This window comes from Pseudomonas sp. NPDC087814 (assembly GCF_044742865.1).
In the GTDB taxonomy this organism is placed as follows: domain Bacteria; phylum Pseudomonadota; class Gammaproteobacteria; order Pseudomonadales; family Pseudomonadaceae; genus Aquipseudomonas.
Genome location: NZ_JBIUVK010000046.1, coordinates 20999 through 35088 on the forward strand (window position 1 = coordinate 20999; position 14090 = coordinate 35088).

The 14090-nt window shown below is 60.4% G+C and carries 13 protein-coding genes; 7 read left to right on the forward strand and 6 right to left on the reverse strand.

Annotation, left to right across the window (positions count from 1 at the left end; genetic code table 11):
• Window positions 1-11: 11 nt before the first annotated feature.
• From ACIOMR_RS24905 to ACIOMR_RS24915, 3 genes are all read left to right on the forward strand, one after another.
• Entirely contained in the window at window positions 12-353 is a 342-nt protein-coding gene (locus tag ACIOMR_RS24905) for a nuclear transport factor 2 family protein (protein WP_401196929.1), read from the forward strand.
• Between the two features lie 22 nt (window positions 354-375).
• Complete coding sequence (gene zapE, locus ACIOMR_RS24910) at window positions 376-1509, forward strand: cell division protein ZapE (RefSeq protein WP_401196932.1); 1134 nt, start codon at window positions 376-378, stop codon at window positions 1507-1509.
• A 91-nt stretch (window positions 1510-1600) separates the two neighbouring features.
• Window positions 1601-2092: a GNAT family N-acetyltransferase gene (locus ACIOMR_RS24915; protein ID WP_008432012.1), complete on the forward strand. Its 492-nt coding sequence runs from the start codon at window positions 1601-1603 to the stop codon at window positions 2090-2092.
• 98 nt (window positions 2093-2190) lie between these two features.
• Here the strand turns inward: ACIOMR_RS24915 and ACIOMR_RS24920 are convergent, their stop codons facing one another.
• From ACIOMR_RS24920 to ACIOMR_RS24935, 4 genes are all read right to left on the reverse strand, one after another.
• The gene (locus tag ACIOMR_RS24920; protein ID WP_003217916.1) at window positions 2191-2406 is read right to left on the reverse strand and encodes a hypothetical protein; all 216 of its coding nucleotides are present in this window, start codon (window positions 2404-2406) and stop codon (window positions 2191-2193) included.
• Between the two features lie 150 nt (window positions 2407-2556).
• Window positions 2557-4806, reverse strand: coding sequence for a TonB-dependent siderophore receptor (locus ACIOMR_RS24925; protein ID WP_214498687.1), 2250 nt, complete (start codon window positions 4804-4806; stop codon window positions 2557-2559).
• A 155-nt stretch (window positions 4807-4961) separates the two neighbouring features.
• Window positions 4962-6701, reverse strand: a complete 1740-nt coding sequence (locus ACIOMR_RS24930) for a phosphoethanolamine transferase CptA (RefSeq protein WP_087694370.1) — start codon at window positions 6699-6701, stop codon at window positions 4962-4964.
• Between the two features lie 155 nt (window positions 6702-6856).
• The gene (locus ACIOMR_RS24935) at window positions 6857-7033 is read right to left on the reverse strand and encodes a DUF6026 family protein (protein WP_158660300.1); all 177 of its coding nucleotides are present in this window, start codon (window positions 7031-7033) and stop codon (window positions 6857-6859) included.
• 244 nt (window positions 7034-7277) lie between these two features.
• On the opposite strand from ACIOMR_RS24935, the gene gnd reads away from it, so the two are divergent.
• The 3 genes from gnd to ACIOMR_RS24950 are packed head-to-tail and all read left to right on the forward strand — an operon-like array spanning window position 7278 to window position 10626.
• Window positions 7278-8285 (forward strand): phosphogluconate dehydrogenase (NAD(+)-dependent, decarboxylating), encoded by a 1008-nt coding sequence (gene gnd / locus ACIOMR_RS24940; RefSeq protein ID WP_256579633.1) that lies wholly within the window; start codon window positions 7278-7280, stop codon window positions 8283-8285.
• A complete protein-coding gene (gene zwf, locus ACIOMR_RS24945) occupies window positions 8282-9805 on the forward strand; it encodes a glucose-6-phosphate dehydrogenase (RefSeq protein WP_003217928.1) in 1524 nt (507 codons plus the stop codon). The genes gnd and zwf overlap by 4 nt, the downstream gene beginning before the upstream one ends.
• Window positions 9802-10626, forward strand: coding sequence for an HAD family hydrolase (locus ACIOMR_RS24950; protein WP_003217930.1), 825 nt, complete (start codon window positions 9802-9804; stop codon window positions 10624-10626). The genes zwf and ACIOMR_RS24950 overlap by 4 nt, the downstream gene beginning before the upstream one ends.
• A 137-nt stretch (window positions 10627-10763) precedes the next feature.
• Here the strand turns inward: ACIOMR_RS24950 and ACIOMR_RS24955 are convergent, their stop codons facing one another.
• Complete coding sequence (locus ACIOMR_RS24955) at window positions 10764-11024, reverse strand: hypothetical protein (RefSeq protein WP_003217933.1); 261 nt, start codon at window positions 11022-11024, stop codon at window positions 10764-10766.
• A 343-nt stretch (window positions 11025-11367) separates the two neighbouring features.
• Between ACIOMR_RS24955 and ACIOMR_RS24960 the strand changes: the two genes are divergently transcribed.
• The gene (locus tag ACIOMR_RS24960) at window positions 11368-12696 is read left to right on the forward strand and encodes a sigma-54 dependent transcriptional regulator (RefSeq protein WP_003217935.1); all 1329 of its coding nucleotides are present in this window, start codon (window positions 11368-11370) and stop codon (window positions 12694-12696) included.
• A 65-nt stretch (window positions 12697-12761) separates the two neighbouring features.
• Here the strand turns inward: ACIOMR_RS24960 and ACIOMR_RS24965 are convergent, their stop codons facing one another.
• Window positions 12762-14075: an autotransporter domain-containing protein gene (locus ACIOMR_RS24965; RefSeq protein WP_043224814.1), complete on the reverse strand. Its 1314-nt coding sequence runs from the start codon at window positions 14073-14075 to the stop codon at window positions 12762-12764.
• Window positions 14076-14090 lie beyond the last annotated feature (15 nt).

Sequence of the window (14090 nt, forward strand, 5' to 3'; positions counted from 1 at the left end):
GAGCTGTCACCATGTCCCAACCCACCCCTGAACTGGCCCCGGCTATTGCAACCTACATTGCCGCGGCGAATGCCGGCGACACCTCGCTGGTGGCCGCCTGTTTCGCCGAAGATGCCAACGTGTTCGACGAAGGCGAGCACCGGGTCGGTACCGCCGCCATCGCCCGCTGGATGGAAGACACCGGGCGTCGTTACCAGCCCAGGGTCCAGGTGCTGAATGTGCAGCACCGCACGGGCAAGGTGCTGGTCAGCAACCTGATCACCGGCAGCTTTCCCGGCAGCCCGCTGGAGCTGCGCTATACCTTCCGCCTCAATGAACACGGCAAGATTGCCCGATTGGATATTTCCCTGTAGCCGTCATGGCATACTGCCGGGCATGACTTTCGACTCGCCACTTGCCGCCTATCAGCACGCCATCACCGAACAGGGTTTTGTCCCCGACGACGCCCAGCGCGAGGCGGTGCAAGCCCTGCAGGACTGCCATCAGGCCTTGCACCACGGCCATGGACCCATCACCGGGGTGTACCTGTGGGGCCCGGTCGGCCGGGGCAAGACCTGGCTGATGGACCAGTTCTACCAAAGCCTGGGAGTGCCAGCGCGGCGCCAGCATTTTCATCACTTCATGGGCTGGGTGCACCAGCGTTCATTCCAGCTAACGGGCACCCACGATCCCTTGCAGGCCCTGGCCCGCGAACTGAGCCGGGAAGTGCGGGTGCTGTGTTTCGATGAGTTGTTTGTCAACGACATTGGTGACGCCATCATCCTCGGCCGGCTGTTCCAGGTGATGTTCGAGGAAGGCGTGGTGATGGTCTGCACGTCCAACCAGCCACCGGACCAGCTGTACGCCGACGGTTTCAACCGGGATCGTTTCCTGCCGGGAATCGAGGCGATCAAACAGCATATGCGGGTGGTGGCAGTCGATGGCGGGGAGGATCATCGGCTGCACCCGGGCACCGCACTGCAGCGTTACTGGGTCGACCAGCCCGACGCGTTGGCCGAGGTGTTTCGCCAGTTGAGCGCCGGGCAGGCAGTGAGCAGCGACCCGGTTGCGGTCGGCTACCGTTCCATCGTGGCAGTGCAGTCCGGTGAAACCGTGCTGTGGTGTCGCTACGCCGATCTGTGTGAACAGCCGTTGGCGGCGATGGATTTCATGCTGCTGTGTGATCGGTTCAAGGCCATTTTGCTCGGCGAGGTGCCCAACCTCAGCGCGCAAAAGCGCCCGGGACGAATCGCCCGGGGCACCGAAGACGCTGCCGAACGGGTGGACGCCGGGGACCGGGAACTGCCGGAACTGTCGGTGCATGACGACAGCGTCCGGCGTTTCATCGCGTTGGTGGACGAGTGCTACGACCGCAAGGTGCCGCTGTACATCGAGGCCCGGGTGCCGCTGGAAAGCCTCTACACCGAGGGTTACCTGGAGTTTCCATTTCGCCGCACCCTGAGCCGCCTGCAGGAGATGCAACTGGCACGGTTTGGCGAGCCTGGCGCGCTTTCACGCGGGCAAATGTAGTTAATCTCCTTCATCTAATGCCTGCACCACGCTTACAATCGAGCCCTTTTATGGGGACCGAGTCCCTGTCGCACCGTCAACGAGGAAGGAAATGGACAGCGCAGACATCCTGGTGCTGCAAGCCAGCTACACCAATCCGGTACACGCCGAGGCCATTGGCCTGGTGCTCAATCATTACGCCGAAGACCCCATGGGCGGTGGCCACAGCCTGCCGGCCGACCGCTTGCAGCAACTGCCGGCAGAGCTGGCCAAGCGTGCCCACGCGTTCAGTGTGCTGGCCTTTGTCGGCGGTACGCCGGCCGGCCTGGTGAACTGCTTTGAAGGGTTTTCCACCTTTGCCTGCCGCCCGCTGGTCAACGTGCACGACGTGGTGGTGATGGATCAATTCCGTGGCCTGGGGCTGAGTCAGAAGATGCTGCAAAAGGTCGAGGAAATTGCTCGCCAGCGCGGTTGCTGCAAGATCACCCTCGAGGTGCTTGAAGGCAACGCCGTGGCGCAGTCGGCGTATCGAAAGTTTGGGTTTGATGATTCGGTATTTGATCCGCAACATGGCCGGATGTTGTTCTGGAGCAAGCCGCTTTAATTAATGTTTATTTAATTAAAGGCAAAAAAAGGCGCCAGCAAGTGGCGCCAAATTGACCTTGGCTATCAGAGCGGAATAGCACAGGTATTGCGGGTAAATCAGCTGTTCGGTGTGTTCGTAGTTTGGTCGGCCGTTGCCGGCTTTTCGGTCTTGCCGTCAGCCATTGCGGTTTGCTGGGCAGCACCGTGAGTCTGTTCCTGAACGAAGGTGAAGTTGTTGTAGAACTCCTTCGAACGCTCTGAGCCGCCTTCTGCAAAGGCGGCTACGGAAGTCATGGTCATCAGGCCGGCAAGGATAACAGTCGAAAATTTCATGGCAGTGTCTCAGTAAGTGTGTTGGGTCCGCGCGTTGTCATCAGCGGCGGGATGGGGAGACTGTGGGCCAATGATATTAAGTAAGGGTTAACCTCGCGCTGACCGAAAGTTAACGATTTCGTTAACTTCCAATCTTTAGCAGCGATGAATTCAGAGCTTCCAGTCCAGTGCAACGCTGATAGAGCGCGGGTCTCCCCAATACACGCCGTTATAGAAGCCGACGCGCTCGTAATATTTTTTATCAAATAGGTTGTTGATATTAAGTGACGCCGACAAGTGGTCATCGAACTCATAGCGCGACATCAGGTTGACCACGGTATAGGCCTGCTGGGTGATCCGGGTGCGCTCCCTGATCAGGGCTCCATTGGTGTCCCGGCCAACCGGGCGATAGGCGAAGTCGTAGAAGTCGCTTTGCCAATTCACCGCGCCGCCGACCGTCAGCGCGTGCCATTCGCCGGGCAGGCGGTAGGCCGTGGACACGCGCAGCAGGTTCAGCGGCAGGTGGGTGTTATTGCGCTGCTTGTCCCCGTTCAGGGAGTGGGTGTAGGTGTATCCGGCGGTCAGGTTCCAGTCGGGGCGCACCTCTCCGGACACCTCTACCTCGAAACCCTGAACCTTGTTGCCTTTGCCGCCGGATGTGAAGAACTGCTCACCGGTCTCCGGATCCGGTGGGGTCAAACTGTCCAGTTCCGCGACGTTGTCCTGTTTGCTCCAGAAGTACGCGGCCGCCAGGTTCAGGCGCTCTTCCAGCAGGCTGCCCTTGATGCCCACTTCATAGTTGCTGCCTACCACCGGCTCCAGGTATTGCTTGCCGGCGGTGCGTTCTTCCTGCGGGTTGAAGATATCGGTGTAGCTGGCGTAGACGGTGTACTCCGGGGTCAGGTCGTAGAGCAGGCCGGCGTAGGGTGTCCACATGTCGTTGTGGGTCTGGCTGGATTTTGACGTACCGAGGAACTGGTCAGTGTCCCTGTTGTAGTTGTAGGTGGTGCTCTCGATCTCCCAGCTGCCGTAGCGGCTGCCCAATACCGCATGCAGGCGATCGGTCAGGCTCAGGCGGGTGGCCAGGTAGCCGGCCTTTTGGCGGGTGCTGCCTTGTTCGCCCTTGAGGCCGGTGTTGGTGTCGGGGAATTTGCCGATCCCGCCCATGTGTTTCCAATCGTCGATGCTGGTGTAGTCCTTCGGCACCGTACCGCTGCGCAGGTGTGGCGAAGCGTCACGCTGCTCGGACTCGCCGTAACCCACCATCAATTCGTGCTCACGACCCAGCAGGGCATAGGACCCGGACAGGTTCAAGTCGACCACGTCCATTTTCGAGGTGCCGAGCATGTGGCTGGTCCAGGCGGTCATGCCGCTGCGGTCGGCATTCGGGAAGCCTGAGCCGCCGTAATAGACCTTGCCGTCGGTGTCGCTTTCACGGTGGGTATAGGCGGCCTTCAGGTGCCAGTCACCCGCCAGGCGGTGGTCGAGGGTAGCGAAGGTGGTTTCATCTTTCAGCGGCCAGGAACTCCAGTGGGCCGCGATGTTGGCGGAGCGGGGCAGCCTGGCTTTGCTGCCGTCGCTGTTCCAGTAGGGCAAGGTGCCCCAAGCGGTGCCCTGCACATGCTTGTTCTGGTAATCGAAGCCCACCGCCAGCACCGTGTCGTCGGTCAGGTCGCCTTCGAGGATGCCGTAGCCGACTTCCCGTTGCAGCGCGTAGTTGTCGCGGTAGGACTGGGTGTCACGGTAGGCGAGAACCGTGCGGCCGCGCAGGCGCCCGTCAAATGCCAGGGGGCCGCCAACGTCCAGGTAGCTGTAGTAATTGTCGTGGGAGCCGCCACTGACGCCTGTCTTGGCCTGCCACTGTGCGGTCGGGCGTTTGCGCACCATGTTGACCGTGGCCGAGGGGTCGCCGGCGCCGGTGGTCAGGCCGGTGGCGCCGCGGACCACTTCGACCCGGTCGTAGATGATGGTGTCGGCATCGGACTTCATGCGGCCGAAGGTGTTGAGCATGCCGTCAATCTGGAAGTTGGTGATGCCGTAGCCGCGCGAGGAATAGCCGACCCGGTCGGAGTCCAGGTGCTGCACCACCACGCCGGTGGTCTGGCGCATCACTTCGGTCAGGGTGTTGAGGTTGAAGTCGTCCATCTGCTGGCGGGTGATCACCGAGACCGACTGTGGGGTTTCCTTGATGGACAGGTTCAGCCGGGTGGCGGTGCCCATTGAGCCTGTGGTGTAGGCACCGGTGTGTTCGGTGTTGGCGCCAAGGCCTTCGGCGGTGATGCTGGTGCTGCCCAGTTCCAGGGCTTTGGCCGGCGCTTGGGATTCCTGGTCGGGGTCGTTTTCGGCCAGCAGGTCCGGGCTCAGCACCACGCTGAAGAGGCCCAGGGTCAAGGTCATGGAACGGGTAATAGGCGCGAACATCGCGGCGAACTCCTTGTCGTCTATGAAAAATGCCATTGGCTCAAAGACGAAAGGAGGCGGGGAACTTTAGCGCTAAACGAGAATAATTATTAGCTTTGCGTTGCAGCCAAATCGGGTTTCACCGCATTGCGCGGATGAAACCCGGGCGATTCAAGCTACTTGACGACCACGTTGACGGCGTCTGGCTTGGGCTTGATCAGGCTGAAATCAATCAGCGGTTTTTGCTGGCGTGCATACGGGTCGCCAATCATCCGTGGCCGAGGCTTGAAGCTGTCACTGACCAGGCTCTTGCTGTGGTCCAGTTCGTCGAAGCTCAACCCGGCCATGTCGGCCCAGGTATGGATCAGCTGCGAGCTGGTGTAAGGGCGCTGCAAGTCACCGGCAAAACTCCAGTCATGGCTTTCACGCCACTTGGGTGATGCGTAGGCCATGAACGGAATGGTGTACATCGGTGCCGTCGGCTTGCCTTCGTTGCGGCCCAGGGTGTTGTGGCCGGCCGAATCGAACACGTCTTCGCCGTGGTCGGAAAGGTACAGCAGGAAACCGTTCGGATCGGTCTTGGCGTAGTCCTTGATCAGGCTCGACACCACGAAATCGTTGTACAGCACCGCATTGTCGTAGCTGTTGTAGGTCGGCAACTGTGCGTCGCTGACCCCCTCAGGCACGCCCTGGCGGTCGGTGAACTTGTCGAAGGTCGGCGGGTAGCGGTACTGGTAGCTCATGTGGGTACCCAGCAGGTGCACCACGATGAATTTGCGTTCGGCGGTGTCGGACATAGCCTTGGCAAACGGCTCCAGCACGTCGCCGTCATACTGGCGCGCATTCTGGTTGCGGTTGTTGTTCAGGTACACCTGCTCGTCGGCCTGTTCGGAGAAGGTCGTGAGCATGGTGTTGCGCTTGGTCATGGTCTGCTGGTTGGTGATCCAGAAGGTCTTGTAGCCGGCCTGCTTCATCACGCTGACGATGGACGGGGTCTTGAGGTACAGGTCCGGGTTTTCTTCGTCGGCGAAGGTCAGCACCTGTTGCAGCGCCTCGATGGTGTATGGGCGCGGGGTAATGACGTTGTCGAACACCGCCAGTTGGTCCCGCAGCTTGTCCAGTTCCGGCGTGGTGTTGCGCGGGTAGCCATACAGGCTCATGCGCTGGCGGTTGGTGGACTCGCCGATCACCAGCACCAGGGTCGACGGCTGGCCGGCCATGCTGTCCTTGAGGTTGGTCAGGGGCGGGATCTTGCTGGCGCTGGTCAGCATGCCTTGCATGTTATCCAGTTGTTCGGTGTAGCGGCGGTAGGCGACGATCATCTGCCATGGCACTGCCGGCTCGATACGGGTTTCGAAGCGGTCGATGGCCAGTTCCATGGTCTCGCTCTTGGCGATCTGCTTGACCAGCGGGTAGCCGACGATGGCAATCACGATTGCGGCAGCCGCCAGCATGGCCTGGCCACGTGGCAGGTAAACCGGGCGTACGCGGGTCCACAGGAAAACGGCCATGGCGGTGTGGGCAATGAACGCCAGCACGATCCACCAGGCAAAGTATTGGGTGGCGTATTCGCCGGCTTCAGAGATGTTCGACTCGAACATGATGAAGATGACGCTTTGAGAGAATTCCTGCTGGTAGATGAAGAAATAACCCAGGCTGGCCATGGAACAGGCCCACAGCACCACGCCAATCAACCCCGCCACCAGGCGCGCGCGACGCGGGAACAACAGCATCGGCGCCAGCCACAGGGCGCTCATGAAGAATGCCTGGCGGAAACCACTGAAGCCGGAGGTGCCGGTCAGTTGGATCAGCAGTTGGGTAATGCCCGAGAAATACCAGAAGAACAGAAACATCCAGCCGAGGCCGGCCCAATCAAAACCTTTCGCAGACGTAGTGCTGCGTTTGAACATCGCCATCCAGCGCTCCAACCCGATAATTTTCAGTGTCAACGCGCAGGGACGCACGCAAACAGAGGGCCTGCGCGCGTAGCGCGGCCCTATTCGGCGGGAGTATCGGGAGGGGGATGTGAAAACTTCGTGAGTTATTCCTGAACGGTTCGTTCAGCCCACGTTCAGCAAAGTACGGGCTGGGTGCCGGACGGCTGATTGAGCTGGCCCTGCAGGTGCGAGCGCAGACGCATGACTTCCTGCTGCAGTTGGTCGCGCTCGTTTTTCAACTGGCGCAATTCATCGCGGCGAATCGTGACGTAGAGGGTCTGTGGCGGACGGGTCATGTGTGCAGTGCTCATTGCTTACCTCGCAAATAGCCGGTCTATCGCGGTGCCAGAGCGCTTGAATCGAGGCTCTCGGCAACAGTCGGGGCAATTCTGAATTCTTTTTTTAATGAAGGGAACTTTTTTATTTTTGATGGTCGTTGTGACTTTTAACCCACTGAAGGCGAAAGGATGGCCACTTTTTGTCATGAAACTATGCCAATCCGCTCTGGACTAACCCTCATTAGCCTCATTGCGCTATAAACTGTGACACACATTTATTCGTAGTAAGGAGCATCAGCACATGCAACTGGGGATTATTGGACTAGGCCGCATGGGTGGCAACATTGCGCGGCGCCTGATGCTCAATGGGCATACCACCGTGGTTTACGACCGCAATGAAGCATTCGTAAAAGGTCTGGCAGGCGAGGGCGCCACGGGCGTTGCTGACCTGGCAGGCCTGGTGGCCGGGCTGCAAAAGCCCCGGGCGATCTGGGTGATGCTGCCGGCAGGCGACCCGACCGAGAACACCATTGAAGAACTGAGCCAACTGCTTGAAGACGGTGATGTGATCATCGACGGCGGCAACACCTTCTATAAGGATGACATCCGTCGGGCCAAGGCCCTGTCGGAAAAAGGCCTGCACTATGTCGACGTCGGCACCTCCGGCGGCGTCTGGGGCCTGGAGCGCGGCTACTGCATGATGATCGGCGGCGACGCCGAGACCGTTAAGCTGCTGGACCCGATCTTCGAAAGCCTGGCACCGGGCCTGGGCACCATCCCGCGTACCAAGGACCGTTCCGCCGCAGCGGACAGCCGTGCCGAGCGCGGCTATATCCACGCAGGGCCTGCCGGTTCCGGGCACTTCGTCAAGATGATCCACAATGGCATCGAGTACGGGATGATGCAGGCCTTCGCCGAAGGTTTCGACATCCTCAAGACCAAGAATTCGGAGAACCTGCCGCAAGACCAGCGCTTCGACCTGAATGTTGCCGATATCGCCGAAGTCTGGCGCCGCGGCAGCGTGGTGTCGTCCTGGCTGCTGGACCTGACCGCCGACGCCCTGGCCACCGATCCGAAGCTCGACGGGTATTCCGGCTCGGTCGCCGACAGTGGCGAAGGCCGCTGGACCATCGAGGCCGCCATGGAACAATCGGTACCGGTTCCGGTGCTGTCGAACTCGCTGTTCGCACGCTTCCGCTCCCGCCAGCAAAGTACCTACGGTGACAAAATGCTTTCTGCCATGCGCTTCGGCTTTGGCGGCCATGTGGAGACTCCCAAAAAATGACCGCCAACGGCAAGAAACCCAAGGCCGAACCCGCTCCGCCCACCACACTGTTTCTGTTTGGTGCCCACGGTGACCTGGTCAAGCGCCTGCTGATGCCGGCGCTGTACAACCTCAGCCGCGACGGGCTGCTGGGCGATGGCTTGCGCATTGTCGGCGTTGATCACAACGCCATCAGCGACGCCGATTTCGCCAAGAAGCTCGAGGACTTCATTCGCACCGAGGCCGCCAGTAAGGTCAAGGGCAATGCCGAGAACGCCCTGGACCCTGCATTGTGGGAACAGTTGGCCAAAGGCATCAGCTACGTCGAGGGTGATTTCCTCGACGACGGCACCTACGCCGATATCGGCAAGAAGATTGCCGACAGCGGTACTGGCAATGCGGTGTTTTACCTCGCCACTGCGCCGCGTTTCTTCGCCGAAGTGGTGCAGCGCCTCGGCGCGGCCGGCTTGCTGGAAGAAACCCCGGAGGCGTTCCGCCGGGTGGTGATCGAAAAGCCGTTCGGCTCCGACCTCGCCACCGCCGAAGCGCTGAACGCCTGCCTGCTCAAGGTGATGAGCGAAAAGCAGATCTACCGCATCGACCATTACCTGGGTAAGGAAACCGTCCAGAACATCCTCATCAGCCGTTTTTCCAATGTGCTGTTCGAGGCGTTCTGGAACAACCACTACATTGACCACGTACAAATCACCGCCGCCGAAACCGTCGGCGTGGAAACCCGTGGCAGTTTCTTCGAACACACCGGCACCCTGCGGGACATGGTGCCCAATCACCTGTTCCAGTTGCTGGCGATGGTCGCCATGGAACCGCCGGCTGCCTTTGGTGCCGACGCAGTGCGGGGCGAGAAGGCCAAGGTGATCGGGGCCATCCGGCCCTGGTCGCTGGAAGACGCACGGGCCAACTCGGTGCGTGGCCAGTACACCTCGGGTGAAGTCGGCGGCAAGCAGTTGCCGGGTTACCGCGAAGAGGCCAATGTTGCGCCCGACAGCAGCACCGAGACCTTCGTTGCCCTCAAGGTGTTGATCGACAACTGGCGTTGGGTGGGTGTGCCGTTTTACCTGCGCACCGGCAAGCGCATGAGCATCCGCGACACCGAGATCATCATCTGCTTCAAGCCGGCGCCTTACGCGCAGTTCCGTGATACCGAGGTCGATGAACTCAAGCCGACGTACTTGAAGATCCAGATCCAGCCGAATGAAGGCATGTGGTTCGACCTGCTGGCGAAAAAGCCCGGGCCGACCCTGGACATGGCCAACGTGGAACTGGGGTTTGCCTACAAGGACTTCTTCGAGATGCAGCCGTCGACAGGTTACGAAACCCTGATCTACGACTGCATGACCGGCGACCAGACCTTGTTCCAGCGCGCCGACAACATCGAGAACGGCTGGCGTGCGGTGCAGCCTTTTCTCGATGCGTGGAAGCAGGACGACGGCATCCAGGCCTACAAGGCGGGTGAGGACGGCCCGGCGGCGGCTGATGCGTTGCTGGCCCGCGATGGCCGTACCTGGCACAGCCTCGGATGAGTGACTTGCCGAGTCAACCCATCCGTTTTGTGTTGAGTGATATGGATGGCACGTTGCTGCATCCGGATCACAGCCTCAGCCAGCGCACCATTGATACGGTTCGCGCCTTGCGCGCGGCCGGGGTGTTTTTCAGCCTGGCCAGCGGGCGACCGCCCAAGGCCATGCGTCAGCAGGTCGAAGCACTGGGCATCGATGTGCCGATTGCCGGCTTCAACGGCGGCACGCTGGTCAATCCCGACGGCAGTATTCTGGTGGCGCATCACTTGCCGGCAGAAGCGGCGCTGGTGGCGTTGGCCTTGTTTACGCCGCAGCCGGACGTTGAAGTCTGGCTGTTTGCCGACGGCGACTGGCTGCGTCGCGATCCCGGCGGACCGATGGCGGTTCGCGAGGAGCACGGCCTGGGCTATGGGGCGATTGTGGTGGAGAGCTTCGAGCCGTATCTGGATCGGGTCGACAAGATTGTTGCGGCCAGTACCAATACCCAGCTGCTGATGGAGCTTGAGGCGCAGTTGCAGCCCAGGGTCGAGGGATTGGCCCAGGTGTCGCGTTCGCAGCCGGTGTTCCTGGATGTCACCGCCATGAAGGCCAACAAGGGTGAAGCATTGAGAACCCTTGCGGCGCACCTCGGTGTGCCACTGCAACAGACCGCAGCCATCGGTGATGGCGGCAATGACCCGGCGATGTTTCATGTGGCGGGGTTGTCGATTGCCATGGGCCAGGCAGAAGAGGTGGTCAAGCGCCAGGCCAGCGTCGTGACCGGCAGCAATGTCGATGACGGTGCGGCGGAAGCCATCGAGCGGTTTATTCTCTCGGCCTATTGATCGGTAACCACACTAATAAGTAGTCAGCTATGCAAAGTTGCAACTTGCATGGCTGACTGTCCACTTGAGTTAGTGCGGGTCAATATACTGCGCAGCCGGGCGGCACACTTTCGGGTGCCGTCTCACGCACGCTTCAGTTACTTGGGCATTGCCCAGGATTGCAACTGGTAGCCATCTTTGTCGAGTTCGGCACGGGCCTGCAACAGCAAGTTCTCAAGCTGTGCCGGGTCGGTATAAGTGCTGGAAGACAGCTGCTTGCTACCGATACGGGTATTGGTGCGGTCGATGACGCTCAGGCTCAGGGCGCCGTTGCCATCGTGCCAGGCCACACATTGAAAGGGCTGGAAGGCACGGTCTGCGATCAAAAGAGCTTCGTTGATGCGGAGCGGGGCGTTCATGGGGTCTTCTCTCTAAATGCCCATTCAAGTGGAAGCCGTTGGTTGGGCGTGCCTAACGACTGGTTACTTGTACTGATGCACGATCACCGGGTGCGGGTCACATGTTAGAAGAAGATTTTTTAACTTTCCCTGATTAAAGTCATGTAAGGGGCTATTTTGAAAGCCTCATGAAAGTTATGCCGCGGCAATTGACCGCACCCGACTGACATAAAAGACCCGGTTCGTTCGCGACTTATAGCGAATCGGTACAAAGGGTGCGTCAAGATCTTGCTAGGGTTACCAGCAGACTTTGCAAATAGTTGTTTTTAAATAACTTTAACGATTTTGACGCCAAGGAATAGTCATGATTGTTACACCTGCCCCGCGCCGCCTGCTTGTGGTCGATCCCTGTGATGACTGCCACCGGCTATTGCCCGGTTTGCGCGCAGCGGGGTGGGACGTGGACAGCTGCGCCCTCGAGTCGGTGGGTGAGCGCTCCTGTGACGTGGGTTTGTTGCGCCTGCAGCCGTTTCACCTGGAGCGACCCGAAGCGGTCAAGGAACTGATCAGCCGCAGCGGCACCGAGTGGATTGCGGTGCTTAACCAGGAAGTGCTGCGCCTGCAGAATGTCGGCGATTTTGTCTGTGAGTGGTTCTTCGACTTCCATACCTTGCCGTTTGACGTGTCGCGGGTGCAGGTCACCCTGGGCCGCGCCTTCGGCATGGCGCGCCTGCGGGGCAAGGGCAACAACGCGCCTGCGGGCCAGCCGGAACACGAGTTGCTGGGGGACAGCCGTCCCATCCGGGAATTGCGCAAGCTGCTCGCCAAGCTGGCGCCCACTGAATCCCCGGTGTTGATCCGTGGCGACAGCGGCACCGGCAAGGAATTGGTCGCGCGTACCTTGCATCGCCAATCCCAGCGCCATGCCAAGCCGTTTGTGGCGATTAATTGCGGGGCGATTCCCGAACACCTGATCCAGTCCGAACTGTTTGGCCATGAGAAGGGCGCCTTCACCGGCGCCCATCAGCGCAAGGTGGGGCGGATCGAGGCGGCGCACGGCGGCACCCTGTTTCTCGATGAGATCGGCGACTTGCCCATGGAGCTGCAAGCCAACCTGCTGCGTTTTCTCCAGGAAAAACAGATCGAGCGAGTCGGCGGCAGCCAGCCGATTGCGGTGGATGTACGCGTGTTGGCGGCCACCCACGTCGACCTGGAAGCCGCGGTGGCAAAGGGCACTTTTCGCGAAGACTTGTATTACCGGCTCAACGTCCTGCAAGTGGTCACCGCGCCGTTGCGCGAGCGCCACGGTGACGTGGCGATGCTGGCCAACCATTTTTCACACTTCTACAGCCAGGAAACCGGCCGCCGTCCCCGCAGCTTCAGTGAAGACGCGCTGGTGGCCATGGGCGAGCACGGCTGGCCGGGCAATGTGCGCGAGTTGGCCAACCGCGTGCGGCGTGGCCTGGTACTGGCTGAAGGGCGGCAAATCGAAGCCGTTGATCTGGGACTGCAAAGCCAGCAGGCAATCGCGCTGCCGATGGCTACACTGGAAGATTACAAGCACCGTGCCGAACGCCAGGCGCTGTGCGATGTGCTCAACCGGCACAGCGACAACCTGAGTGTCGCGGCGCGTGTGCTGGGGGTTTCCCGGCCGACGTTCTACCGGTTGCTGCACAAACACCAGATCCGCTAGGGCGGGTAAACCGAAAAGCCCCGCAACGACCCTTATCGTTGCGGGGCTTTTCCCGTTGTCATGCCTTAAAAGTAATACGGGAACTTCAGGCTGAAGCTGAACGACGGCGCATCCGGTGTGATCCCGATGGCCAGGTTCGGCACGATGGTCAGGTTGTCGCTTGCCGCAATCGTCATGCCCACGTTGAAGTAACCCGCGTTGGCATCGCTGGAAACCACTGACTGCCAGTCGCCGCCATCCGGCTTGAGCTTGCTCTTGCGTTGCACCAGGTCGGACACCGAGAACGACATACTCATCTTCTCGTTCAGCGCAAACGCCACGCCAGCGCCGATCTGGAAGCTGTCGCCCAACTGCACTTTCCCCGGGGTCTTCTGGCCGACCTGGGAGCTGATGTCGCTGAACGAGTCTTCGAAGTTGTGGGTGTACGACAGCGAGCCGAACAATACCGCCGGGTCGAAGGTCTTGACCAGCGAGATACCCGGCGTGATCGACCACACACCGTTGCCGGTGGGCAGGCTTTCCGGCACGAAGAGGTTGGTGTTGCTGGATGACTGGACCAGCTTGATCCCAAACGGATCTTCGCCGGTGGGTGCCTTGACCCGCACCGACACCACGGCATCCGGCAGGTTGACGCTCTCGTCGAGGAATTTGTAGGCAATCCCGAAGTTGACGTCGCCGATAGTCGGGTCACGCGTGACCGATTGTTCCGAGGTCGCGGTGCCGCTGCCACCGTTGGCACCACCGGACTGATAGGTCGACTCGCGGTACACCACCGGCACGTTTATATCGAACTGCCAGCGGTTGTCGAGGTTGTAGCGGCCCGTGAGGTCGACGGTCCAGTTATCCGACTTGATCCGGTCCAGGTTGATGTTGCCGAGGAAGATCGAGTCCAGCGCCAGGAAGCCGTTGAGGGTCAACTGGCGGGCATCGTAGCGGGAATAGGTGACGCCGGTTTCAAAGCTGAACTTGCCGTTGCCAAAGAACCCGCTGGCCTCGTTATACAAGTTGCTCACGCTCTGTGCCGGGGCCGAATCATCCTTGAGGGACTGGCCGTAGGACGCGCCACCGGCTGCACCGCCCGAGGCCGCAGCCGCGCCGACTCCCGGCGTGTTGCCGGCCACTGTGGTGCCGCCTTTCTGGAAGTCTGCCGGGGATTTGGCCAGGCGTTTGGGCGGCGGCGCCACCGGTTGTTCTTCCACCTGGCGTACCCGTTGCTCCAGCACCGCCAGTGCTTTTTGCTGCACTTCGTAGCGTTGCTTGAGCTCCAGCAATTCCTTTTTCAATGTGTCTATGTCGGTGTCCGGCGCGGCATACAACATGGATGCGGGCAGGAGCGTGCTTAAACAAATTACGGCACGTAACGATAGCGATCGATGCATGGAATAAGCCGTCCC

Coding starts and splice junctions, on each gene's coding strand:
- ACIOMR_RS24905 (WP_401196929.1), top strand. CDS start 12: ATGTCCCAACCCACCCCTGAACTGGCCCCGGCTATTGCAACCTACATT.
- zapE (WP_401196932.1), top strand. CDS start 376: ATGACTTTCGACTCGCCACTTGCCGCCTATCAGCACGCCATCACCGAA.
- ACIOMR_RS24915 (WP_008432012.1), top strand. CDS start 1,601: ATGGACAGCGCAGACATCCTGGTGCTGCAAGCCAGCTACACCAATCCG.
- ACIOMR_RS24920 (WP_003217916.1), bottom strand. CDS start 2,406: ATGAAATTTTCGACTGTTATCCTTGCCGGCCTGATGACCATGACTTCC.
- ACIOMR_RS24925 (WP_214498687.1), bottom strand. CDS start 4,806: ATGTTCGCGCCTATTACCCGTTCCATGACCTTGACCCTGGGCCTCTTC.
- ACIOMR_RS24930 (WP_087694370.1), bottom strand. CDS start 6,701: ATGGCGATGTTCAAACGCAGCACTACGTCTGCGAAAGGTTTTGATTGG.
- ACIOMR_RS24935 (WP_158660300.1), bottom strand. CDS start 7,033: ATGAGCACTGCACACATGACCCGTCCGCCACAGACCCTCTACGTCACG.
- zwf (WP_003217928.1), top strand. CDS start 8,282: ATGACCGCCAACGGCAAGAAACCCAAGGCCGAACCCGCTCCGCCCACC.
- ACIOMR_RS24950 (WP_003217930.1), top strand. CDS start 9,802: ATGAGTGACTTGCCGAGTCAACCCATCCGTTTTGTGTTGAGTGATATG.
- ACIOMR_RS24955 (WP_003217933.1), bottom strand. CDS start 11,024: ATGAACGCCCCGCTCCGCATCAACGAAGCTCTTTTGATCGCAGACCGT.
- ACIOMR_RS24960 (WP_003217935.1), top strand. CDS start 11,368: ATGATTGTTACACCTGCCCCGCGCCGCCTGCTTGTGGTCGATCCCTGT.
- ACIOMR_RS24965 (WP_043224814.1), bottom strand. CDS start 14,075: ATGCATCGATCGCTATCGTTACGTGCCGTAATTTGTTTAAGCACGCTC.